This is a genomic window from Streptomyces sp. NPDC026377 (genome assembly GCF_055567715.1).
Window position 1 is genome coordinate 252,280 of sequence record NZ_JBVHPV010000010.1, and the last position, 24,577, is coordinate 276,856.

Below are 24,577 nucleotides of genomic sequence, written 5' to 3' on the forward strand. Positions count from 1 at the left end.
CGCAGCCGTACCGTGCGGGAACCCGCGGCCTGTGGGTCCGGCACCCGGGCCCGGTGAAGGTGAGGGGTGAGCCTCACCCGGGTGGCCTACACCCATACCTCGGCCCGTGAACACGCCGCACGCCACGACAGCCCCGCCCACTCCCACCCGGCCCACCGCCCACATGCGGTATCCGGTGACGCTCAACAAACTGGAGAGGGGAGCAGGCGCCGTCTGCTCCGCACCAGAGGAGTGTCACCGTGGCCGACCGAGCTTCTTCCGCCCGACCCCCCGGCGAGATCCGGGTGGCGTCCGTGCCCGCGGGCCATGTGTACGTACGGCACTGCTCCGCGCCGGACGACGACGGCGTCAGGCGGCTGGCGGACCCCCGGCCCAACGGCGCGCCCAGCACGTCGCAGCGCTGGTGGCCGCCGGTCATGCTCGACCCGGACTGGGTGAACTCCCACCACAAGGACTTCGACGTCTTCCATCTGCACTTCGGGTTCGACGCGCAGAGCCCCGCCCAGCTGTCCGCCCTCGTGGACGCTCTGCGGCGGCACGGCAAACCCCTGGTGTACACGGTGCACGACCTGCGCAACCCGCATCAGCCCGATCCCGCGATCCATGACGCCGCCCTGAACGTGATCGTCCCGGCCGCCGACCGGCTCATCACGCTCACCCCGGGCGCGGCCCAGGCCATCAGTGACCGCTGGGACCGGACCGCCACCGTCCTGCCGCACCCCCATGTGGTGGAACTGCCGAGGCTGAACCGCCCCAGACCGCCCCGGGACCGGTTCCGGGTGGGGGTGCACGCCAAGAGCCTGCGGCCGAACATGTCCGTCCTGCCCGTCGTCCGCGTACTCGCCGACACCGTGGCCGAGCTCGCGGACGCTGAGCTCCAGGTGAACATCCACCGCGAGGTCGAGGATCCCGCGGCCCGGGCCCACGCGCCGCAACTGATGCGAGAGCTGAGGGAGTTGGAGCGCCGGGGCCGTCTCGCGCTCGCCGTCCACGACTACTTCGACGACGACCGGCTCTGGGAATACCTCGCGTCGCTCGACCTGTCCGTGCTGCCCTACCGCTTCGGCACGCACTCGGGGTGGCTGGAGGCGTGCCACGACCTGGGCACCGCGGTCGCCGCCCCGGACTGCGGGTTCTACGCACAGCAGCGCCCCTGTCTGACGTACGGGCACACCCAGGAGGGCGGCCTGGACGAGGAATCGCTGCGCAAGGCGGTGCTGCGGGCGTACGAGGCGAGGCCCGCCCCCCGGGCCACCGAGCACCACCGCACACGGGAGCGCGCCGAACTGTCCGCCGCCCACCGGGCTCTCTACACCCGTCTGCTGCGATGAGCACGTTGCGGGTGGCCCTCATCGCGTCGGCGCGTTTTCCGATCAGGGAGCCGTTCGCCGGGGGCCTCGAAGCGCACACCTGGGGCCTGGCGCACGCCCTGACCCGGCGCGGGCACCGGGTGGAACTGTTCGCCGCGCCCGGCTCCGACCCGGCGCTCGGAGCGCGCGAACTGCCCGTGCGGCGGGTGGTGCTGAGTTCCGCGGCACGCTCGGACACCAGTATGCCGAGCACCAGCTGGATGGAGGAGCACCACGCCTATCTGGGGCTGATGCTCGATCTGGCGCGGGACGGCGAGCACCGGTTCGACGTGGTGCACAACAACAGCCTGCACTACCTTCCGGTCGCGATGGCGTCGGCCCTGCGGGTGCCGGTGATCACCACCCTGCACACCCCGCCCACCCCCTGGCTGGAGTCGGCCATCCAGACGCATGACGCGTGCCCGGTCGTCTTCACCGCGGTCAGCCGGTCCACGGCCAGCGCCTGGCGGCCGATGGTGCCCGAGGCCCTGGTCGTACGCAACGGCATCGACACGAACTTCTGGACGCCCGGCCCTGGCGGCACCCAACTGGCCTGGTCCGGGCGCATGGTGGCGGAGAAGGGCCCCCATCTGGCCATCCGGGCCGCCCGCGCGGCCGGGGTGCCCCTGAGACTGGCGGGTCCCGTCTCGGACGAGCGGTACTTCGAGGAGGAGGTGGCGCCCCTGCTCGGCGAGGGCGCCGAGTACGTCGGCCACCTCGACCGCAAGGAGCTCGTCGAACTGCTGGGCTCCTCGGCCGCCGCCCTGGTGACACCCGGCTGGGACGAGCCGTACGGTCTGGTGGTCGCCGAGGCGCTGGCCTGCTCCACGCCCGTCTGCGGTTTCGACCGAGGAGCCCTGGCGGAGATCCTCACGCCGGAGTGCGGTCTGCTGGCACCGCCGGGAGACGTCGAGGCGCTGGCGGAGCTCATCCCGCGGGCGATGCGGCTCGACCGCCGTGCCGCCCGTGCCAGGGCCGAGCGGTTCTGCTCCCTGGAGCACACCGCCGACGCCTACACCACCCTGTACCAGCAGGTGACGCGGTGATCGGCTACTACGTCCACCACCAGGGCCGCGGCCACCTCCATCGCGCACAGTGCATCGCGGCCCGGGTGGCGGAGCCGGTCACCGTCCTGTCCTCGCTGCCCCGGCCCGCCGAGTGGCGCGGGCCGTGGGTCCCCCTGCCACCGGACACCGCCGAGGACCCGGCCGACCCCACCGCCCGAGGCCGTCTGCACTGGGTACCGCTGCACCACCGCGGGCATCGCGCACGCATGGGGCTCATCGCCGAGTGGATCGCGGCGCAGCACCCCGCGCTGTTCGTCAGCGATGTGTCGGTGGAGGCCGCCACCCTGGCACGGCTCATGGGAGTCCCCGTCGTCGTCGCGGCCATGCGCGGCGACCGCCACGACGAGGCCCACCGCCTGGGCTACGACCTCGCGGACGCCCTCCTCGCCCCGTGGCCCCGCACCCTGCCCGAACCGGGCTGGCCCGCGCACTGGTACGCCAAGACCGTCCACACCGGAAGCATCTCCCGCTATGACCGCAGACCCCGGCCCTCAGCGGGAGGCGACCGGGCACGGGCCCGCGGCGAAGTCGTCGTGATGCTCGGCGCGGGCGGCGCGGACGTCACCGCCGCGGAGCTGCGTGCGGCGGCCCGGGCGACCCCCGGCTGGTCCTGGACCGTCCTCGGCGGCACCGGAGCGGCCTGGACCGAGGACCCCTGGCCGGTGCTGTGCCGCGCGAGCGTCGTCGTCACCCACGCCGGGCAGAACGCCGTCGCGGAATGCGCCGCGGCGCGCGTCCCCACCGTCGTCATCCCGCAGGACCGCCCGCACGGGGAGCAGCACGCCACGGCCCGGGCGCTGCGGGCGGCGGGTCTGGCGAGCGTGCGGGAGACCTGGCCCATTCCCGCGGAGTGGCCCGCCCTGCTCACGGAGGCGGCCGCCCGGCCCGACCGCTGGGCCCACTGGTGTCCCGGCGACGGCGCCGAGCGGGCCGCACGCCTGCTCACCGAGCTGGCCGCGCGCTCGGAGAGGCAGGTCACGTGCGTACGGCGGTGATCACCCTCGCCGCAGGCCGCCACACCCATCTGCTCCTCCAGCAGGACGGCCTCGCCCACGGCACCCGCGCCCCGGACCAGTACGTGATCGTCTCCATGGCCGATCCACGGATCGCGCCCCTCACCACGGGTCGCGAGCCCTCGGCGGACGTGCTCACCCTGCCCCTCGCCGACGGCCGCCTGCCGCTGGCCGCCGCGCGCAACGCCGGGGCGGCGCACGCCCTGGAAGGCGGCGCGGACCTGCTGGTCTTCCTCGACGTGGACTGCGTGCCCGGCCCCACCCTCCTGGACGGCTACGCCCGCGCCGCCGAGGACGGCGCACTGCTGTGCGGCACGGTCGCCTACCTGCCGCCCCCGCCGCCCGAGGGCTACGACCCGGCCGCACTGGCCGGCCTGGCCCCGCCCCACCCGGCGCGTCCGGCGCCCGCCGAGGGGGAGGTCCTGCGCGGGGGAGACCCACGGCTGTTCTGGTCGCTGTCGTTCGCCCTCACCGCCCGTACCTGGAACCGCGTCGGGGGCTTCTGCGAGTCCTACAGCGGTTACGGAGGCGAGGACACCGACTTCGCCGCCACGGCGGCCGGGTGCGGGGTGGACCTGTGGTGGGTGGGCGGCGCTCCCGCGTACCACCAGCACCACCCCACGCACGATCCACCGGTCCAGCACCTCGACGACATCCTCCGGAACGGGGCGCTGTACAAACGGCGTTGGGGGACCTGGCCCATGCTGGGATGGCTGCGCGCCTTCGAGGCGCTCGGACTGGCCGTGTACGACCCCGGCGCCGACGCGTGGCACAAACGGTGAGGGAGCGGCGGCCGGTTCGGAGGCGGTGCGCGGCGCCAAAGGCCCGGCAGGCCGGAGGTGCGGGCCCCGCGGAAAACGGCGGCGGCGCGCACGGCCGGGCCGCCCGGCCGCACAGCCCGGCCCGCCCGAGAACCGGGCAGATGCCATCGACCCCCCGGTGATGTGGGTGACAACCGCCGGTAGCCCGTTTGAGGACCGCCGTCCACCGGTCATGGCTGAGGTGTCCCGACGACCGTCCCTGGGAGAGAGCATGACGACAGAGCACCCCACCCCCGACCCCGACGCCGAGGGCCTGCCGGGCAGGCCGGGGGCCGTGTCGCCGCCCGTGGCCGAGCCGACCCGGCCCGCCGAGCCGCTGCCCCCGAAGGCCGACCAGCAGGGGCCGGAGACCGTGAGCCCGACCGGTCAGGCCACGGGCGCCGACCAGGCGCGCACGGCGCAGAGCGGCGCGTACCTCACGACGGCCCAGGGAACCCGTCTGTACGACAGCGACCACTCCCTGAAGGCAGGGGCGCGCGGTCCCGTCCTGCTCCAGGACCACCATCTGCGGGAGAAGATCACCCACTTCGACCACGAACGCATCCCGGAGCGCGTGGTGCACGCGCGCGGGGCCGCCGCGCACGGGATCTTCCAGGGCTACGGCACCGCCGGCGAGGTGTGCCGGGCGGCCTTCCTGGCCAAGGACGTGGAGACGCCGGTGTTCGTGCGCTTCTCCACCGTCCTGGGATCCCGGGGCTCGGCCGACACGGTGCGGGACACCCGGGGGTTCGCCACCAAGTTCTACACCGACGAGGGCACCTTCGACCTCGTCGGCAACAACATCCCGGTGTTCTTCATCCAGGACGCGATCAAGTTCCCGGACATCGTCCACGCCGCCAAACCCCACCCCGACCGGGAGATCCCGCAGGCCCAGAGCGCCCACGACACGTTCTGGGACTTCGTGTCCCTGCACACCGAGGCCACCCACCACACGCTGTGGAACATGTCCGACCGCGGTATCCCGCGCTCGTACCGGATGATGGAAGGCTTCGGGGTCCACACGTACCGCCTGGTCGACACCGGCGGCCACAGCGTGCTGGTGAAGTTCCACTGGAAGCCGAAGCTGGGCGTGCACTCCCTGGTCTGGGAGGAGGCGCAGCTCATCAACGGGATCGACCCGGACTTCCACCGCCGCGACCTCTTCGACGCGATCGAGGCCGGTGCCTTCCCGCAGTGGGAGCTCGGCATCCAGGTCTTCCCCGACACCCCCGACCAGACGTTCGAGGGGATCGACCTGCTGGACCCCACCAAGATCGTTCCGGAGGAGATGGCCCCCGTCCAGCCCATCGGGCTGATGACGCTGAACGCCAACACGAAGAACTTCTTCGCCGAGACCGAGCAGGTCGCCTTCCACCCCGGCCATCTGGTGCCGGGCATCGACGTCACCGACGACCCGCTGCTCGCCGGCCGGCTCTTCTCCTACCTCGACACCCAGATCAGCCGGCTCGGCGGTCCGAACTTCGCCCAGATTCCGATCAACCGGCCGCACGTCCCCGTCAACGACATGCTCCGGGACGGCATGCACCAGAGCGCCGTGCACACCGGTGTCGCACCGTACCGGCCCAACAGCCTGGACGGCGGCTGCCCCTTCCTCGCGGGCGCCGACGCGGGCGCCTACGTCGAGACCCCGGTACGTGTCCCCGAGGCGAGCAAGGTCCGCGAGGCACCCGCGTCCTTCGCGGACCACTTCACCCAGCCGCGGCTCTTCTGGCTCAGCATGAGCGCCCCGGAGCGCGAGCACATCATCGCCGCCTACACCTTTGAACTGAACAAGTGCTTCGAACAGGCCGTCAAGGAACGCAACTTGCAGGTGCTGGCCAACATCGACACGCAGTTGTGCGAGAAGGTCGCCGAAGGACTCGGTCTGCCGGCGCCCGAGGCCACCGTGCCCCTCGCGCAGGCCACCGCGAGCCCGGCCCTGTCCCAGCTGGGCAACACCTGGCCGACCGACGGTCGGGTGGTCGGCGTCGTCGCCGACGCGGGCTCGGACCTGGAGAGCGTGCGCGGGGTGCGGCAGGCCGTTCTGGACGCCGGCATGGTTCCCCTGGTCATCGCACCGGCCGGTGGCGTCCTGGGCGGCGGGGGCGAGCCGGTTGCCGTCCAGCGGACCTTCGCCACCGCCCGGTCCGTCGAATACGACGCGCTCCTGTTCGCGGGAACGCCCCGGCCGGGCGCCGACGCCTACGGCGCACGGGACGCCAAGGCCGGCACCCCCGCGCCGCAGGGGCCCGACCCGCGTGTGCTGCTGCTGCTCACCGAGGCGTACCGGCACGGCAAGGCGGTCGGCGGCTGGAACGATGCCCGGGGCCTGTTCGAGGCCGCCGGCATCGGCGCGGACGAAGCCGGGGTCGTGGTCAGCGACAGCGGCCCGGCCGCCGTGCGGAAGGTCGTCGAGGCGCTGGCCGAGCACCGCGCCTGGGACAGGTTCCCGGCCGCCGTCTGAACCCGTCGCGGTGTGTGCCCGCGCAGCCGGACCACCGGCGCGGGTACACGCCGCGCCCGCCCGCCGCCCGCACCACCGTGCGTACCCCGCCCGCGCGTACCCCGCCCCCCTGCGTACGAGTCCTCCCGACGCCCAGGTGGTACGCACAGGCATACATGCGCTCATCGGGGTACCTGATGCGTATTCCAGCCATGACCACCCAGGGCGGACCCGGCGAGCCCGAGGGCCGTGCACGACCCCGACCACGCGCCACGCGTCGGTACGACCCCGAGGCGCTCGTTCGCGAGCCGCCCCCTCGAGAAAGGCGCCCCATGACCGACCCGACCCGACGGCAGGACCCGACCGACAAGCACCCCCGGCCCGACCTGCCCCAGCAGGACCAGCAGCACCCCGGCTGGACCGGTCCGATGGACCCGCCGCCGGACCACGGCGAGCAGTCGTACCGGGGCAGTGGCCTGCTGACCGACCGCAAGGCGGTCCTGACCGGCGGCGACTCCGGCATCGGGCGGGCCGTCGCCCTCGCCTACGCCCGTGAGGGCGCCGACGTGCTCTTCACCCACCTCCCCGAAGAGGAGGAGGACGCCCGCGAGACCGTACGGCTGGTGGAGGAAGCGGGACGCCGTGCCGTGGCCGTGGCCTGCGACATCCGCGAGGAGCGGCAGTGCCGGGACCTGATCGACCGGGCCGTCGCCGAGTTCGGGCGCATCGACGTGCTGGTCAACAACGCGGCCTACCAGATGGCGCAGTCCGAGGGCATCGAAGCCATCACCACCGAGCAGTTCGACCGCGTCCTGCGCACCAACCTGTACGGCATGTTCTGGCTGACCAAGATGGCCGTGCCGCACATCCCGGCGGGCGGATCCGTCATCAACACCACCTCGGTCCAGGCCTACCAGCCCAGCCCCCACCTGCTCGACTACGCCATGACCAAGGGCGCGATCGTCACCTTCACCAAGGGCCTGGCGCAGATGCTGGCCGAGCGCGGAATCCGGGTCAACGCCGTGGCGCCCGGGCCGGTGTGGACCCCGCTCATCCCGGCGACGCTGCCCGACACCGCCGAGTTCGGCAAGCAGGCGCCGCTGGGGCGGCCCGCGCAGCCCGCGGAGATGGCACCGGCGTACGTGTTCCTCGCCTCCGAGCACGCCAGCTTCATCACGGCCGAGATCCTGAACGCCACCGGCGGCTCACCGCTTCCCTAGCGGCGGTCGCGCGGACCGGGCGGGACAGGGCGGCCGGGAGGGGCGAAAGTCCCCTCCCGTCGCCGTCGGCCGCCGAGAGCGCCCGAGCGGCGGAGTGCGAACACGAGCACGGGATGGAACGTTGAAAGATCTGCGCCAGGCCTCCGTCCAGTGGGGGCAATGGGCAACCTGGGAGTGCGCGTCCGTGGTCCGGTCGGCGCGGCGGGCGCTGGGCGGACCGGGACCCGAACGGGACACCGCGGTCCAGGCGCTGAAGGCGGCCGCGGCGGCGTTGATCGCCTGGGCGCTGGCGGGATGGTGGTGGAAGGCGCCGATGGCGCTGCTGGCGCCCTGGACGGCGCTCCTGCTGGTGCAGAGCACCGTCTACCGCTCGCTCAAGACCGCGCTGCAGCAGTTCGTCGTCGTGGTGGTGGGCACGCTGCTGGCGGCCGGGGCCGGTCTGCTGATGGGCAACACCATGCTGGCCATGCTCGTCGTGCTGCCGGTGACCATGCTCTTCGGCTCGTACGCCCGGTTCGGCACCCAGGGCCTCAACGCGCCGACCGCCGCGCTGTTCGTCCTGGTCTACGGGACGTACTCGGGCTTCGAGATCCTCCACCGCTTCCTGGAGACACTCCTCGGGGCGGTCATCGGGCTCACGGTCAACGCGCTCGTGCTGCCACCGGTGCACTCCCGCAGCGTGCGCCACCTGCGCGCCCGTCTGCCCGAGGAGAGTGCGAGGCTGCTGGCCACGGTCGCGGACGGGCTCGGCGACGGTGACTTCTCCCGCGAGGACGCCCAGGGCTGGCACGACCGGGCGAGGCGGCTCACCGACCATGTCACCGACCTGCGCACGGCCCGCCGCTGGTCGGAGGAGAGCTACCGCTTCAACCCGGGCCACAAGCTGCGCCGCTCGGCGCCGGTCCCGCCGGCCGCCGACTGGGACTTCGTCTGGGACCGCATCACCAGTCACGTCGAGGCGATCACCCGGACCCTGGCCGAGGCGACCGGCGGCAAGTCCGACCGCCCTGTCCTGCCGGACCCGGCACCCGGCGTCGTGGCCCGGCTGCTGCGTTCGGCCGGGGACGTGTGCGCGCTCGACGACACGGCTGAGCGCGGCCCGGCCCGCGGGGCGGGGGAGAGCGACGACGAGCCCGATGACCGCGACCGCGACCGGCGCGGGGCGCTGCGCGGCGCGTACGCGGCGCAGAACGAGCTGACCTCACTGTTCCGCGAGCGCGGTGACGCACGCCAGGACGTCCTCGCGGCCGTCACCGCGGACACGATCCGGCTGCTGGCGGATCTGTCGACGATCGCGGGAGAGGACGGGGACGAACGGACCGGGCGGGCGGAGACCGACGCGGGCGAGGCGTAGGCCGGGACCGTGCGGAGCGCGGGGGAGGCGGGCCCCAGCGGGGTCGGTCCCGCTGGGGTCTCCTGCCTCTCCTACACCTCTCGCACGCCTGGTCAGGCGTGCGGCGGCGCGGCGGGCAGCTGCGAGCCGGTACCGATCGGCACGGTCAGGCCGGGCAGCGCGGTCACCGGGGCCGCCGGTGCGGCGGGCTGCTGAACCCCTGCGGGGTTCGCGGGAGCCGCCGGCTTGGCCGGCATCTCCGGGGAACCGGCCTGCTTGGGCTTCTCCTGCGTGCCCGGGGCCGCCGGGGTGTTCGGCGCGTGCGGCAGCTGGTTCGCGAGGTCGTGCGCGGCGGGCTTGGCGGGGAGGTTCTCCAGGGGCGCGGCGGGCTTGGCCGGGAGGTTCTCCAGGGGAGCCGCCGGCTTGGCCGGGACGTTCTCCGCGGGAGCCGCCGGCTTCGCGGGGTCCAGGGGAGCGCTCGGCTTGGCAGGCTGCTGCATGCCCGTCGGGGGAGTCACGGGCGCGGCCGGCGGCAGCGGCGTCACCGGGGGTGTGGGGTTGGGATCCTCGGCGGTCGCGGTGGCGTGGGTGAGGGGCGCGTGCGTGGTGGCGGCGGCGGTCGGCGCCGCCGCGATCACCCCGGCTGCGGCGAGAAGGGCGAGCGGCCACAGCGGACGACGGTGACGGGGGAGCAGATGCACGGTGGAACACCTTTCGTTTACCGTTAATGCCCCAGTAAGGGCCTTTCGTTTCCACTCAACACCTCTGCGGCGTTCTTCGCTTCTCTGGTGTGTCATACGTGCCATGCCCCAAGGAGTCGCGTTCCGGCGGCAGTAGCCCGACCGGGGTCATCCCGCGTCGCGCAGCCGCAGCAGATACGTCGCGGTCAGCGCGACGGCACGGTCCTCGTCGTGAGACAGGTCCGCGAGGGCGCGTGACGCCGTCGCTCCGGGGATGCCCGCCAGCGCCTGGGTCAGTCGCCCGCGGGCCGGCTGACGGGTGACGTCGCGGGCCAGGCGGTCGACGAGCAGGGTCGCGATCCGGTCCGCCCTCGCGGTGTCGCTCGCCAGTACGCTCAGGGCGTCGGCGGCGTCGGTGTCGTTCCTGCCCTCCACGATCATGTCGAGGAGCACCGGAACCGCGTCGGCCACGCCGATCGCCCCGAGCGCCAGTGCCGCGCACCCGCGGACCGCGGGATCGGAGTGCGCCAGGGCGTCCCGCAGATGACCGGTGGCCACGTCCCCCGGCAGCTCGGCGAGACAGCGGACCGCGCGTTCGCGCACGGCCGCCACCGGTGAGGCGAGACCCTTCCCCAGCAGTGCCGACCCGCTGTCGCCCGAGCGGGCCAGCGCCCAGCGCAGGGCCCCGGCGACATTCGGGTCCGTCTCGCGCAGTACCGCCTCGACCAGGGCCCCGACCGGCACCGCCACGTCGTCGGCCGAGGAGAGGGCCGAGGAGAGGGCCGCGCGCTGGCGTGCGTCGGCGCTCTTCGATCCCAGGGCCTGGAGAAGGGCGACGACCTGGAGGACGTCCTCCCAGCCGTCGGGATCCGCGGCCTCGATCCGGGACAGGCGCGTGAGCAGTTCGGTCTCCGCCGCGATACGGGCACGTGTCTGTTGGATGAGGTCGCCGACGAGCGCGGAGGGCGTGGAGCCGGGATCGTCGAGCGCGCGCCCGATCTCGCGCAGCGACAGCCCCAGCGACCGCAGACTCTCGATCTGGAAGACCCGCCGGATGTCCGCGCCGGAGTACTCCCGGTATCCGGAGCCCGTACGCCCCGAAGGCCGCACCAGACCGAGCGACTCGTAGTGCCTGAGCATGCGGGCACTGACCCCGGACCGTCGCGCCACCTCACCGATCAACACGTCTCATCGTCCCTCCTGGCGGCCGCCGCCGAGAGCCACCGCGCGTTTCGCCTCCTCGATGGCGAATCCGAATCCGGCGTCCGGGTCGTGCAACAGCCGCTCGGTGGCGAGCGCGTGCGCGCGTACCCGTGGGTCGGGGCTCGCTGCCCGCGCGCGCAGAGCCGGCACGATCGCCTCACCCAGCGCGACCAGGGCCCGGCTGAGACTCAGCTGCGTCTCCCGCTCACCGCGCCCGAGCTGTGTCGCCAACACCTCGGCCAGCGCGGGCTCCTCGCCCTCCGGTACGAGAACGACCGCCGCCCGCCAGGCGGCCCGCGCCACCTCCTCGTCCGCGTCGCTCAGCAGGGCCCGGGTGAGCGAGGGCCACGCCCTCCGGTCTCCGATCTTGGACAGCGTGTGCAGCGCCTGGCCGCGCGCCTGCGCCCGCTCCGAGCGGAGTGCGCGGAGCAGCGCGGGGAGCGTCAGGGACACCGGGTGGCGGGTGAGCGCCCACGTCAGCGTCTCGCGGACGAAGATCTCCGGCTCGACGGCGCAGCGCTCGACGAGCCCGTCCACGAGGCGCGGGTCGGGCGCCGTCCCCACCGCCAGAGCGGCCCGCAGCCGTACGGAGGAGCGGGCGTCCGCCAACTCCTGAAGTGCTCGGGTCACATCGGGGTCCTGGTGCGTGATCGTCATGGGACCACCTCCTCGGCAAGCAGTGAAGGGCTTGTCACTGTGTCAAGGTCAAACCGAGGCGGTGGGGCGCGCGGCGGTCACGGCCGGTCGGACGCGTCCTCGCCGGGCGCGCACACCGCGTCGCCGTTCCCTCGTGACCCGTCAGAGAACGAAGGGTCACGAGGGGGGCGGCGTTCAGGCGGACGGCTCCTCAAGGACCTCGATGCCGATGAGGCACGTGTCGTCGTCGGTGTCCGACTTGCTGTAGGTCAGCAGACGGTCCAGGCGCTGGCTGAGGCCGTCGACCGGGGTCTGGGCGTTGGTCAGCAGCTGGGTGAGGGACTCCTGCATCGCGGTGTCCCGTCGCTCGACGAGGCCGTCGGTGTACATCAGCAGGGTGTCGCCCGGCTCCAGTTGCACCTCGTCCTCTTCGTAGTCGGCCTCCGGCAGCGCCCCCAGCAGGAGGCCTCCGGTGAGCGGCAGGGCGGTCGCCCGGTCCGTGCGGACCAGTACCGGGGGGAGGTGACCGGCCCTGGCCCAGCGCAGCGTACGGGTGGAGGGGTCGTACAGGGCGCAGACGGCGGTGGCGGTGACCTGGTCGGTCAGATGGTGGGCGACGTTGTTGAGCCAGGACAGGAGCTGCCCCGGTCCGGCCCCCGTCATGGCCAGCCCGCGCAGGGCGTTGCGCAGGACCACCATGCCGGTGGCCGCGTCGATGCCGTGGCCGGCGACGTCGCCCACGCACAGCAGGATGTGCCCGGAGGGCAGAACGACGGCGTCGTACCAGTCGCCGCCGACCAGGGCCTCGGACTCGGCGGGCCGGTAGCGCACGGCGACCTGAAGACCCGACACCTGCAGCGGGCCGTGGGCCGGGGGCATGATGGCGTGCTGGAGCTGCAGCGCCAGCCGGTTGCGCTCGGCGGACTCCTGCGCGGTCTGGGCGAGTTGGTCACGGGTGGCCGCCAGGGCGACCTCGGTCCAGTGCTGGGCGGAGATGTCCTGGTAGGCGCCCCGGACACGGAGAAGGTGCCCTTCGCTGTCCAGTACGGGTTCGGCGACGATGCGGATGTGCCGGGTGACGCCGTCGGCGCGCTGGAGCCGGAAGGCGACGGTGGAGGAGCGCCGGTGGTACAGGACGGTGCGCAGGAACCGGCCGATGGCGATGGCGTCGTCGCTGTGGGCGTGCGCGGCGAGGTCCCTGAGGGGGACGGGGCCCTGGGTGAGGGGCCGTCCGTGCAGGGCGTAGAGCTGGCTGTTCCAGGTGATCTCCCCGGTGGCCAGGTCCTCCTCGAAGCCGCCGATGCGGCCGAGCCGCTGGGCGTGCTGGAGCAGGCTGGCCAGCCGGGCGGTGTCGTCCTCGATCCGCCAGATCACCAGCAGGCTGCTGCCGTGGCGGGTGACGCTGATGTCGGCGACGACCTGCAGGGGCACCTCGTCGACGAGCGTGGTGAGCGCTATGCGCTGGACGCGCAGGGGCTCGCCGGTGGCGTAGACCCGCTCCATGTGGTTGTAGAGGTCGCTGCCACCGATGGCCATGGGGTAGGTCTCCAGCAGCAGTCCGCCGTGGAGGGCGCTGCGCGGGCGGCCGGCCGGGTCCTTGAAGTGGACGTTGGCGTGGTGGATGCGGAAGTCGGCCAGGGTGCCGTCGGTGTTGAGATGCGGGGTGAGGACGAGGGCCGCGTCGTGCAGTCCGTCGGACAGATCGACCAGTTCGGCCGCGGCCGGGTCGTGTCCGGCGGAGCGGAACACCGAGGGCGAGGGGGTGGGCAGGCTTTCCAGGGTGTGGGCGCACAGCTCGGCCAGCGCCTCCAGTTGCCGCTCGACCGCCTGGGGGAGCGGGGGCAGCGGCCGGGGCCAGCAGATCTCCAGCACGCCGTGGATGCGGCCGCCGGTGCCGGCGCAGATGGCGACCCGGCCGCCCTCGGGGCAGCCGGGCTGACCGATCGACGGCATGGACGCGACGGATTCGAGGTGCACGGTGGTGCGGCTCGACAGGGCCTGGCGGGCCACGGTCGCCACGCCGGGCGGTACGTAGCGCCAGCGCTCGGCTTCCTCCCTGCTGAACCCGGCGTGCCCGCTGAGGACCAGGGAGCCGTCGCGGCCCGCGGTCCACACGGCCACGGCGACGGCCTCCAGGGGGGCCAGCGCGTGTTGCAGCAGCGATTCCGCGACCGCCTGGGTGTCGTTGGCGGCCAGGGCCGCGCTCTCCGCGGTCCGCAGCCGTACGGCCACCGAGGTGGCGCTCTCCCCGCCGGTCTCCGAGGCCGTGCGCCGTACGAAGTCGGCGGCGATCGCCGCGACCTGGTCGCGGGCGGCCTCGTTGATGATGTCGGCGGCCAGTTCCAGTTCGGACATGCCCGCCTGTTCGGCCAGCTCGGCGAGTTGCCGCGCGGCCTGCGCGGGCCCGCAGTGCAGGCGCTCGATCATGACGCCCTTGGCGAGTTCGACCAGGGCGCGGCCCTCGACGGCGGCCCGGGCGGCCTGGACCTCGGCGCGCAGCCGTTCCACGGTGGCGGCCAGCCGGCCCACGGCCTCGCCACCGTCCTGGCCCCCGGCCGCGGCCGACGACTGCGCGCCGTCCGCGGTCGCCGCGCCCTTCTGCGCCGGCACCGCCACATGGGCGGCCGCGGCAGCCGGCCGCGGCGCGTCGGAGCCGGGGGGCACGTCTCCACCGCCGGTGGGTTCGGCGTGGCCCCCGGTCTGCTCGCTGACACTCATGGCGCGAGGGACTCCTTGGTGTCAACGACGGGCGGACAAAGAACGCCGGGAAGGGCCCGGCGGGCCGGTGCGGGCGTCACTTCGCACCGAGCCAGTGCCGGATGCACGCCAGAAGGTCGTTGGCGTCCACGGGCTTGGTGATGTAGTCGCTGGCGCCGGAGGCGAGACTCTTGTCGCGGTCCCCGGGCATCGCCTTGGCGGTGACGGTGATGATCGGCAGGTCCACGTACTCGGGCATCTGCCGGATCTCGGTGGTCGCGGCGTAGCCGTCCATCTCGGGCATCATCACGTCCATCAGGATCAGGTCGATCTCGGCATGGGCGCACAGCGTGTCGATTCCCTTGCGCCCGTCCTCCGCGTGCAGGACGCGGATGCCGTGCAGCTCCAGGATGCCGCTGATGGCGAAGAGGTTGCGGGCGTCGTCGTCGACGACGAGCACCGTACGGCCCTTGAGGGTCTCGTCGACGCCGTCGACCTCCTGATGGCGCGGCTTGTCGCCTCTGACGAGCGCGATGACGTCGCCGGGCTGCTCCGCGGACAGATGCAGCACGATGCGCTCGCGCAGTTCGTCCAGGCTGGAGAGGATTTCCAGCGGACGCTCGGCCGCCCGCGCCTGGAGCGCGTGCTCCTGCTCCGCGTTCAGCCGCTGGCTGTTGTGGGCCAGTACGGGCACCTGACGCAGGGCGGCGTCGCCGTCCATGGCATCGAGGAAGGTCCACGCCTCGCTGTTCGCCATGTCGACGTCGAGGACGACGCAGTGGAAGGGGTCGGCGGCGAGCGCCGCGGCCGCCTCCTGGGCGCCGACCACGGTGATCACCTCGTGGCTGTGCTCCCCCGGCAGCTCGGGGCTGTTCTCCAGGTTGGCGACCGCGCTCTCGGCGACCAGCGAGAGAAGGCCGCGCTGACGGTCCTCGATCACCAGCAGCCGCCGGGGGCGGCGGGCGGAAACATCCGCCGCGACGGGGAGGAGCTGCCGCTGCTCGGACGACGGCAGGCTCTTCACCGCCTCCTCGGCGGCGTTCAGCGCGTCGCTGCCGGTCACCTGGGCGATCAGATCGGTGGATGAGGCCGGCAGGTACAGCGTGAAGGTGCTGCCCACCTCCGGCGTGCTCTGCGCGGTGATGGCGCCGCCGAGCAGATGGGCCATCTCCCGGCTGATGGACAGCCCCAGGCCCGTGCCGCCGTGCTTGCGGCTGGTCGTGCCGTCGGCCTGCTGGAACGCGCCGAAGATCGCCTCCAGGTGCTGGGCCGCGATGCCGATGCCGGTGTCCTTCACCCGGAAGGCCACCACCGGTCCGCCCTGGTGCACCGACGCGGGGACCTCCGTGTCCTGGGCCAGCTCGATGGCCAGCTCGACACTGCCGTACTCGGTGAACTTGACCGCGTTGGAGATGAGGTTGCGCAGCACCTGCCGCAGCCGCGAGTCGTCCGTGAACAGCTCGGCCGGCACCCCCGGAGCGGTGATGATGGTGAACCCGAGGCTCTTCTGCGTGGTCATCGGCCGGAACGTGGCCTCGATGTCGTTCAGCAGGGGACGCATCGGGACCCGCTCGGGGTTGATGTCCATCTTGCCCGCCTCGACCTTCGACAGGTCGAGGATGTCGTTGATCAGCTGGAGCAGGTCGGATCCCGCCGAGTGGATGATGCCCGCGTACTCGACCTGCTTGGGGGTGAGGTTGCGGGTGTGGTTCTGTGCGAGCAACTGGGCCAGGATCAGCAGGCTGTTGAGCGGGGTGCGCAGCTCGTGGCTCATGTTGGCCAGGAACTCCGACTTGTACTTCGACGCGAGGGAGAGCTGCTGGGCGCGGTCCTCCAGCTCCTGGCGCGCCTGCTCGATCTCCAGGTTCTTCGCCTCGATGTCACGGTTCTGGGAGGCGAGGAGCTGAGCCTTGTCCTCCAGTTCCGCGTTGGAGCGCTGGAGCTCCTCCTGCTGGACCTGGAGTTCCTCGGAGCGGGCCTGCAGCTCCCCGGCCAGGCGCTGGGACTCCTCCAGCAGTTCGTCGGTGCGCGCGTTGGCGAGGATGGTGTTGACGTTCGCGCCGAGCGTCTCCATGAGCCGGTCGAGGAAGTCGCGGTGAATGTCCGTGAAGGGGGTGAAGGCGGCCAGCTCGATCACACCGAGCACCTGCTCCTCCACCACGATGGGCAGGATGATCAGTCCGCCGGGAGACGCCGTGCCCAGACCGCTGGAGATCCCGATGTACTCGGCGGGGACGCCCTCGGCGGCGATGACGCGGCGGCTGCGCGCCGCCTGTCCCACCAGCGACTCGCCGGGCTTGAACCGGTCGTGGCCGGTGAGGCCGACGGGACGGCCGTAGGAGCCGACGAGCGTCAGATGGGTGCCCTCCGGTGTCTCCTCGGCGAGGTAGAAGGCGCCGTACTGCGCCGACACCAGCGGGGTGAGCTCGTCCATGACCAGCTCGGCCACCACGGCGAGGTCCCGGTGGCCCTGCATCAGGCCGGAGATGTGGGCCAGGCTCGACTTGAGCCAGTCCTGCTCCTCGTTGGTCCGGGTCGTCTCCCGCAGGGAGCCGACCATCGCGTTGATGTTGTCCTTGAGCTCGGCGACCTCGCCGGAGGCCTCCACCGTGATCGAGCGGGTCAGGTCGCCCTCGGCGACGGCGCTGGCGACCTCGGCGATCGCGCGGACCTGCCGGGTGAGGTTCCCGGCCAGTTCGTTGACGTTCTCGGTGAGCCGCTTCCAGGTGCCGGAGAGGCCCTCGACCTCGGCCTGTCCGCCGAGCCGTCCCTCGCTGCCCACTTCGCGGGCCACGCGGGTGACCTCGGCGGCGAACGAGGAGAGCTGGTCGACCATCGTGTTGATGGTGGTCTTGAGCTCCAGGATCTCGCCGCGGGCGTCGACGTCGATCTTCTTCGTCAGATCGCCGTTGGCGACGGCGGTCGTCACCTGCGCGATGTTGCGGACCTGTCCGGTGAGGTTGTTCGCCATCGAGTTGACGTTGTCGGTCAGGTCCTTCCAGGTGCCGGCGACGTTCGGCACTCGCGCCTGGCCGCCGAGCCGTCCCTCGGTGCCGACCTCGCGGGCCACCCGGGTGACCTCGTCGGCGAACGCGGAGAGGGTGTCGACCATCGTGTTGATCACGCCGGCCAGCGCGGCGACCTCGCCCTTGGCCTCGACGGTGATCTTCTGCGAGAGGTCGCCGCGTGCCACCGCGGTGGCCACCTGGGCGATCGAGCGGACCTGGCCCGTCAGGTTCGAGGCCATGACGTTGACGTTGTCGGTCAGGTCCTTCCAGGTGCCGGAGACCCCCCGTACCGTCGCCTGTCCGCCGAGATTGCCCTCGGTGCCGACTTCTCGGGCGACGCGGGTGACCTCGTCGGCGAACGCGGAGAGCTGGTCGACCATCGTGTTGATGGTGTCCTTCAGCTCCAGGATCTCGCCACGGGCGTCCACCCGGATCTTCTGGGAGAGGTCGCCCTGCGCCACCGCGGTGGTGACCTCGGCGATGGAGCGGACCTGGGCGGTGAGGTTGTCCGCCATGACGTTGACGGACTCGGTGAGGTCCTTCCAGGTGCCGGAGACACCCTTGACGTCGGCCTGTCCGCCGAGCCGGCCCTCGGTGCCGACTTCTCGGGCGACGCGGGTGACTTCGTCGGCGAACGCGGAGAGCTGGTCGACCATCGTGTTGATGGTGTTCTTGAGCTCCAGGATCTCCCCGCGCGCGTCCACGCCGATCTTCTGGGAGAGATCGCCCTTGGCCACGGCGGTGGCCACCTGGGCGATGGAGCGCACCTGGGCCGTCAGGTTGCCGGCCATGAAGTTCACCGAGTCGGTCAGATCCCGCCAGGTGCCCTTCACGCCCTTGACGTCGGCCTGTCCGCCCAGACTGCCCTCGGTGCCGACTTCTCGGGCGACGCGGGTGACTTCGTCGGCGAACGCGGAGAGCTGGTCGACCATCGTGTTGATGGTGTTCTTGAGCTCCAGGATCTCCCCGCGCGCGTCCACGCCGATCTTCTGCGAGAGATCGCCCTTGGCGACTGCGGTCGTCACTTGGGCGATGTTGCGGACCTGGTCGGTCAGGTTTCCGGCCATGAAGTTGACCGAGTCGGTCAGATCGCGCCACACCCCGCCGACACCGGGCACCTGGGCCTGTCCGCCCAGCCGTCCCTCGCTGCCCACTTCGCGGGCGACGCGGGTGACTTCGGCGGCGAAGGAGGAGAGCTGGTCGACCATCGTGTTGACGGTGTCCTTCAGCTCCAGGATCTCCCCGCGCGCGTCCACGTCGATCTTCTGAGAGAGGTCGCCGCGCGCCACCGCCGTCGCCACCTGGGCGATGTCGCGGACCTGCGTGGTGAGGTTCCCCGCCATGGCGTTGACCGAGTCGGTGAGGTCCGCCCAGGTGCCCGACACCCCGGGCACGTCGGCCTGGCCGCCCAGCGTCCCCTCGGTGCCCACCTCGCGCGCGACCCGGGTCACCTCCGAGGTGAACAGGGACAGCTGGTCGACCATGCCGTTGAAGACGGTGGCGATCTCTCCCAGCAGGCCGTCGGCGCCGTCGGGCAGCCGGGTGCCGAAATCGCCGTCGCGTACGGCGGTGAGCCCGGCGAGCAGCTGACGCAGCTCCGGTTCGCCGACCTTCGCGGCGGCACGCGGCGACTTGGCCCGGGTCACCGGGCGTGACGTCTCAACCGACGTCTCAGGCATGACAACCTCGTTCCAACGCTGGCGGTACGACATGGGGTGGTGCCGTAGAGCCGTACCGGCGTTGAACCTTCACACACCGGCGAACCCCCGACTGTTTCCGTGAGGAAACTGTGTACAACGATACCCGCCGCCCGTAAGTGGGAAGGTGATCCAAGAGGTTCTTGTGACCGGTGATGAAGCAGACGGGGCGCGTTTGTGACCAGCGACGTTTGCCCCTTTCCCGGGCGTTGAATCACGCCACTTCCGTGACCTGGGACACACTTTGTCGTCAGGGGTTGAGTGGTTGGGTGAATTGCCCAGCTATGCCCTGATGCAGTCAGTGAGGACGGACGCGATAGCCGCGACCGCACGGCGCGCGGCCGGCGACTGGGCGGGCGCCCGCGCCGCCGCCGGGGTCGATGTCGGGGGTTCCCGGCGCGGCACCGCTGCCCCTGGTGGTGCGGTCACCACCGGCCTCCCGCGAGGCGCCCGGCGGGTTACGGGCGGGATGCGGGGGCGCAGGTGAAGCTGTCCGCCGAGTCGGGGCTGCCGGTGCCGGTGTATTTCGGCCAGGACGGAGCGGTGCACAGCGGCCGGGTCCTGCCGTGCGCGGCCGGATTGGCGTCGGTGACGACGGGCCGGGCGGGTGGCGTGCCCCGCTCGGTCCAGTCCTCCAGGGCGCTCAACGAGTCCCAGCTCGCCGCGAAGGAGGCACCGACGTTGGCGTGGTTGGCGCCGGGAACGAGGTAGAGCCGGGCGAAGGCGTCGGTGGCGCGCTTGCCCACGCGCTGCTGGACGCGCTGGAAGTACTCGGCGGTGGAGCGGTGGCTGACGAGTTCGTCGGCCGTGCCGTGCAGGATGAGCAGCTTCCCGCCTGCCCGGGCGAACGGGCGCAGGTCGGGGTTGTTGACGTCCTGGAGGGCCGACAGATCGCTGATGCGCTGCCACCACACGCCGGGGTGGCGCGGGTCGACGGCCAGGGCGTTGTGGGAGGGGTCGCGGGTGACGAAGTAGCGCACCCACTGGTCCCAGAACTGCACGCCGTACCCGCTGTTCTTCGGCATCGGGTGACCGGGCGCCACGACTCCCATGCCGAGCAGGGGGGTGGTCATGGCCGCGCCGGACAGGAAGGGGAATCCGGGGTAACCGCGCTCACCGCTCGCCAGGGGGTAGTGCCACCGCAGGGGGGCGGAGAGCGCTTCGACGGCGTGGATCTGGGGGTCGGACAGGCAGGTGTCGCCGGTGTCCACGCCGTTGGGGCAGCGCAGTGTGCGGGGGTTGAAGTGGCAGCCGCGTTCGTCGGAGATGACGCCGTCGCGCAGACCGTCCCGGCCGTCGCAGGCCGCGATGACGCCCCGGTGGAGCAGGCTCTGCTTCGCGGGGCCGGGGAAGGCTCCGGGCCGGGAGAGGAGTTGGGCCTCGTATCCGAAGAACAGGTCCAGGCTCGCGGCGTTCCAGGCGGGATAGGCGGCGATGACGCCGTCGAAGTCCCCCGGCCGGCGCTGGGCGACGGCGAGCGCCTCGCGTCCGCCGCTCGACCCCCCGGCGAAGTAGGTGTGTGCGGGGACGGCGCCCGCGTAGTGGAGCCGGATGAGGTACCGGGCGGCGTCCCGGGTCTTCTTCAGGGCGTCGCCCGCGAAGTTGCGCACGGCTTCGTCGTTGAGGCCGAAGGACCCGTCGAGCGACGTGGTCGGCGGGAAGCCGGGGGTGGCCTGATGGCCGGAGTCGCCGGCGAAGGTGACGTAACCGCGGGCGAGCGGCCTGGGTTGGCCGGTCGGGCCGAAGGGGACGTTGCCGGTGACGTCGGGGACGGTGCCGTCGTATCCGCCGCCGCCGAACATCATCGCCTTGCCGTTCCAGCGGACGGGCAGGGCCGCCCGCAGGCGGATGTCGGGCGCTCTGGGGTCCACGGGGCGCAGGGCGGCGTCGACCCGGCAGTACGCACCGGTCGCCGCGGTACCGGTGCCGGTGGCCGCGACGGGCGTCGCGGCCGTCACCTCACCGCCCGTGGTCGGCAGGCCGATCACGGAGGCCGGGATCGTACGGCCGAGCAGGCTGGTGCACGGTGCCGGGCCGGCTGCGGCGTGCGCCGCGGGCGGAGCGGTGGTGCCGATGAGCGCGAGAGCGAGTCCTGCTATGGCGACGGCCTTGTTCATGGCGGCTCCATGAGGTGCGCGGGAAGGTACGGGGCGCGCACAGATTAGAGAGGCCGCGGGAGAGGGGACTATGGCGTGGGCGCACACATCGGTGGCCCACAGGGTGTATTCACCGAGACGGCGATGGCGACAGCGACCGCGACCGGCTCCGCAGCCACCACCTCCGCCTCCACCCTCCGCGCCGACACAGCCCCCGGTCGGTGCGGCTCCTGCCGACCACAACCCCGTACGCCGGTAGGGGACACCCCTGAACTCCCCGCCCTACGGTGGCGGCTGGGTGGCAACGGGCTGGTCCTTCCGCAGGGCCAGCGACGCCGAGAAGCGTGCGCGGGCGACCGGCCCGACGAGTGCGACGGGCAGGGTGACGGCCGCGGCGATCGCGAAGAGCGCACCGAAGTGCTTGTCGTCCGCCAGCCCGCTCACCAGATACGTACTGAGAGCCGCGCCCGTGTACACCGCGCACGCCACGAGCGACGTGGCGATGCCGCGTACCTGGGGCGGCGCGACCTCGGTCCCCCACGTCTGCACCGTGGACTGCACCAGGGCGAAGGCGAGTCCGGACAGTACGCTGGCTGTGAGCACGGTCGGCATCGACTGGGTGGGCACGCACACCAGGTAGCCCACGCCGAGCAGTGCGCTGCCGACGGCGAAGTGGGTCGCCGCCGTCACCCGCTGGCCCAGGGCCCGCACGGCCACGCCGCCCACCACCGCCGCCAGGCCGTAGCTGCCGGTGACCAGACCGGCGTAGACGACGCTGTGACCGCCCGACTGCAGGGCCGTGTTGAGGAAGTTGAAGAAGCCCAGCATGGCCGCGCCCTCGAAGAGTGCGAAGGCCACCAGGAACCGGAACCAGCCGATACGGAAGACCATGCCGAGCCGGGCCGAGACGCTCGTCCCGCTGGGCGCCGGGGCGGACGCCTCGGGCAGACGGCCGAAAGCGAGGACGAGCAGCGGCGAGCAGATCGCCACGAGCAGGATCGCGGCGCGCCAGTTCCACAGGTGGGTGAACACCCCCGCGACCACGGTCGCGGCGGCCGTGCCGACGGCCCCGGCCGCGAGCACGCTCGCCACGGTCCGCTGCCGCTGGGCGAACGGCAGCCGGTCACCCACGTACGCGACCATCACCGGCAGCAGGGCGGCCGCCGACGCGCCCGCGAGCGCGCGTCCGAGGATGAGGACGCCCAGGTTGGGGGCGAGGGCGGACACCAGGTCCGCGACACAGATGCCCAGCAGCGCCACGCGCATGACCGGTACGCGCCCGTACACGTCGGAGACGAGGCCGTGGATGGGCTGCATCAGGCCGAACAGCAGCAGATAGGCGGTGAGCGCGATCGTGACGGAGGAGAGGCTGACGCCCAGGCCCTTGGAGGCGGGGAGCAGGAGCGGGGTGATCACGATCCGGTCGAAGTTGCCGAGGAAGGAGCCTGCGTAGATCAGTCGCATGTCCTGGGCGTCGGTGGTGCGCTTGTTCACTGCCTACCCTCCGGTTCGGTGGTCTGCTGTCGGGCTGCGGTTCTCGCGTGCACCCGCGCCTCCATGGCTGCCGGAAGGCAAATTAATCACTAGCGCTGATAGTCAGAGAATCTGATGGGTCAGTATGGGGCGGCCGAGTGGAATCGTCAACGCGGGGCGCCCGGCTTCGTGCGGCGCACCGACAAGCCCGCGCGGGCCTCCCGTGGGAGCAACGCGCCCTCGGTCCGACCGGTCACGCGCCGGAGTGCGGGACACATGCCCGCGTCGGCCGCCGTTGAAGGCTTGACGTGTCTCAAAGCCATTGGTCTTCTGTCTGAAAGGCAGTCAGTGCCGCTGTCGGACCCGAGGCGCGCAGGCGTGCCGCCGGCCGGTCCGGCGGGTGCGTCGGGGCAGACCGCGCGCTGCACCTGGCGCTCGTCGGAGGAGCCGGAGGAATGACCGTGGGCGAGGAACTCCGCGTCACCGATCCCCCCTTGTGCGAAGGGCTGTTGCAGTGGCACGGCTTCCTGCTGTGCAAAGCGGCCCGGACGGTCACGGGTTCCGTCGAGCGCGACCTGTCGCCGCTCCAGGTGACGGCGCGTCAATTCGACGTGCTGAGCGTGGTCGCGGCCGAACCGGGGATCAATCAGCGGGCGGCGGCCAACAAGCTCCGCATCAACCGGATGACCATCGTCACCCTGATCGACAAGTTGGAGGGGATGGGTCTGATGGAGCGCAGGCGCGGACCCGACCGCCGGACCCTCTCACTTCATCCGACCGAACGGGGACTCCTCCGGCTGCGGCAGGCACAGGAGGTGCTGGCGGGAGTCCACCGCGAGTTCCTGGGGCCCCTGTCCACCGAGGAACGCGAAGCCCTGCGGGCGCTGCTCGTACGTCTCGTGGTGTGCCGCCCCGGCGTCTGAGAGGGAGGGGAGTGGCGCTAGGCGGGTGAGCGGTCGGCGACCCTGGCCCGTCAGCCGAGACCCCCGTCGTCGCGTCCGCTCCGCGCGGCGGAACCCTCCGCGTGCCCGGGCCGACAAGCCCTGATCACGGTGGCGTACGCCTCGCGTTCGCCCGTCGAGGTGGTGACGGTGTGCACCACCCGCTCGGCGCGTTCGACGCGTAGGTCCGGCAGCTCCGCGCGGAGGCGGTCCGGGGTGTACATGCACTCCGGATCGGACGGCCCTTCGAGGCCCGTACCGAGGTTGTCGAGATGGTGCCCCACGATCACCAGCCGTCCGCCCGGGGCCAGCGCCCTGGACGCACGGGCCAGCAGCGCCGCCCGCTGGGCCGGTTCGATGTGGACGTAGGTGAGGAGGGCGAGGTCGAAGGTGGTCCGCGGCGGCTCGTAGGAATCCAGATCCGCGAGGACGGTCGTCACCTCCAGCTCGGCCTCCTCGGCCGTCTGCCGGCGCATACGCTCCAGGGCCACCGCCGAGATGTCCACGGCCGTCACCTGCCAGCCGCGTCGGGCGAGCCACAACGTATGACGTCCGGCACCCGCGCCGAGATCGAGAGCGTGCGGCCGCGCCGCCGCCGGACCGGAAGGCGCGTCCCGCGCCACCAGCGTCAGCTCCGCGACCGCCAGCGGATGGGGCGCGAGCGTCCAGCCGATGTCACCGTGGGTGTAGCGACGGTCCCAGTACTCCGCCCAGTCGGTCATCCGCGCTCGTACCTCCGCATGCCGGGAAGAACCTTGAGCAAACTGACAGCACGGCAGATTATCACCCCTGCTGCCTATTGCGGAGGGCTGGCGTACGACCCGTGCGGCTCTGCGCTCACGCACACGTCGGGCGCCCCGGGGCGCCAACCCCCGCGGGCGCCCGGGGGGGCCGGCCCGCCCGGGCGCGGCGGCCCCGCCG

16 protein-coding genes are annotated in these 24,577 nt (G+C 72.3%); 8 read left to right on the forward strand and 8 right to left on the reverse strand.

Annotated elements, in window-relative coordinates; all coding sequences use genetic code 11:
- Window positions 1-239: 239 nt before the first annotated feature.
- The 7 genes from ACZ4MU_RS22295 (at window position 240) to ACZ4MU_RS22325 (ending at window position 9,246) form a co-directional block, all read left to right on the forward strand.
- Window positions 240-1,331 (forward strand): glycosyltransferase, encoded by a 1,092-nt coding sequence (locus tag ACZ4MU_RS22295; protein ID WP_467879289.1) that lies wholly within the window; start codon window positions 240-242, stop codon window positions 1,329-1,331.
- The gene (locus ACZ4MU_RS22300) at window positions 1,328-2,395 is read left to right on the forward strand and encodes a glycosyltransferase (protein ID WP_467879292.1); all 1,068 of its coding nucleotides are present in this window, start codon (window positions 1,328-1,330) and stop codon (window positions 2,393-2,395) included. The genes ACZ4MU_RS22295 and ACZ4MU_RS22300 overlap by 4 nt, the downstream gene beginning before the upstream one ends.
- Window positions 2,392-3,411, forward strand: coding sequence for a glycosyltransferase (locus ACZ4MU_RS22305; protein ID WP_467879295.1), 1,020 nt, complete (start codon window positions 2,392-2,394; stop codon window positions 3,409-3,411). The genes ACZ4MU_RS22300 and ACZ4MU_RS22305 overlap by 4 nt, the downstream gene beginning before the upstream one ends.
- Window positions 3,396-4,211 (forward strand): glycosyltransferase family 2 protein, encoded by an 816-nt coding sequence (locus tag ACZ4MU_RS22310; protein ID WP_467879298.1) that lies wholly within the window; start codon window positions 3,396-3,398, stop codon window positions 4,209-4,211. Before ACZ4MU_RS22305 ends, ACZ4MU_RS22310 begins: the two co-directional genes overlap by 16 nt.
- A gap of 250 nt (window positions 4,212-4,461) precedes the next feature.
- Window positions 4,462-6,693, forward strand: coding sequence for a catalase (locus ACZ4MU_RS22315; protein ID WP_467879300.1), 2,232 nt, complete (start codon window positions 4,462-4,464; stop codon window positions 6,691-6,693).
- Between the two features lie 311 nt (window positions 6,694-7,004).
- Complete coding sequence (locus ACZ4MU_RS22320) at window positions 7,005-7,892, forward strand: SDR family oxidoreductase (RefSeq protein ID WP_467879303.1); 888 nt, start codon at window positions 7,005-7,007, stop codon at window positions 7,890-7,892.
- Between the two features lie 121 nt (window positions 7,893-8,013).
- Window positions 8,014-9,246 carry an FUSC family protein gene (locus ACZ4MU_RS22325; RefSeq protein WP_467879306.1) on the forward strand — a complete coding sequence of 411 codons (1,233 nt, stop codon included), beginning with the start codon at window positions 8,014-8,016 and terminating at the stop codon, window positions 9,244-9,246.
- Between the two features lie 92 nt (window positions 9,247-9,338).
- Here ACZ4MU_RS22325 and ACZ4MU_RS22330 read toward each other — a convergent pair whose 3' ends face one another.
- From ACZ4MU_RS22330 to ACZ4MU_RS22360, 7 genes are all read right to left on the reverse strand, one after another.
- On the reverse strand, window positions 9,339-9,926 hold the full coding sequence (locus ACZ4MU_RS22330) for a hypothetical protein (RefSeq protein ID WP_467879309.1): 588 nt from the start codon (window positions 9,924-9,926) through the stop codon (window positions 9,339-9,341).
- Between the two features lie 147 nt (window positions 9,927-10,073).
- The gene (locus ACZ4MU_RS22335; protein ID WP_467879311.1) at window positions 10,074-11,090 is read right to left on the reverse strand and encodes a MerR family transcriptional regulator; all 1,017 of its coding nucleotides are present in this window, start codon (window positions 11,088-11,090) and stop codon (window positions 10,074-10,076) included.
- 3 nt (window positions 11,091-11,093) lie between these two features.
- Window positions 11,094-11,765, reverse strand: a complete 672-nt coding sequence (locus ACZ4MU_RS22340) for a HEAT repeat domain-containing protein (RefSeq protein WP_467879314.1) — start codon at window positions 11,763-11,765, stop codon at window positions 11,094-11,096.
- A 174-nt stretch (window positions 11,766-11,939) separates the two neighbouring features.
- Window positions 11,940-14,462, reverse strand: a complete 2,523-nt coding sequence (locus ACZ4MU_RS22345) for a SpoIIE family protein phosphatase (protein ID WP_467879316.1) — start codon at window positions 14,460-14,462, stop codon at window positions 11,940-11,942.
- 76 nt (window positions 14,463-14,538) lie between these two features.
- Window positions 14,539-19,128 (reverse strand): HAMP domain-containing protein, encoded by a 4,590-nt coding sequence (locus ACZ4MU_RS22350; RefSeq protein ID WP_467879319.1) that lies wholly within the window; start codon window positions 19,126-19,128, stop codon window positions 14,539-14,541.
- Window positions 19,129-19,604: 476 nt separating this feature from the next.
- Entirely contained in the window at window positions 19,605-21,263 is a 1,659-nt protein-coding gene (locus ACZ4MU_RS22355) for a tannase/feruloyl esterase family alpha/beta hydrolase (protein ID WP_467879322.1), read from the reverse strand.
- A gap of 261 nt (window positions 21,264-21,524) precedes the next feature.
- Entirely contained in the window at window positions 21,525-22,736 is a 1,212-nt protein-coding gene (locus ACZ4MU_RS22360) for an MFS transporter (protein WP_467879325.1), read from the reverse strand.
- Window positions 22,737-23,170: 434 nt separating this feature from the next.
- On the opposite strand from ACZ4MU_RS22360, the gene ACZ4MU_RS22365 reads away from it, so the two are divergent.
- Window positions 23,171-23,638, forward strand: coding sequence for a MarR family winged helix-turn-helix transcriptional regulator (locus ACZ4MU_RS22365; protein ID WP_467879328.1), 468 nt, complete (start codon window positions 23,171-23,173; stop codon window positions 23,636-23,638).
- A gap of 50 nt (window positions 23,639-23,688) precedes the next feature.
- Here ACZ4MU_RS22365 and ACZ4MU_RS22370 read toward each other — a convergent pair whose 3' ends face one another.
- The gene (locus tag ACZ4MU_RS22370) at window positions 23,689-24,378 is read right to left on the reverse strand and encodes a methyltransferase domain-containing protein (protein WP_467879330.1); all 690 of its coding nucleotides are present in this window, start codon (window positions 24,376-24,378) and stop codon (window positions 23,689-23,691) included.
- Between the last annotated feature and the right edge of the window lie 199 nt (window positions 24,379-24,577).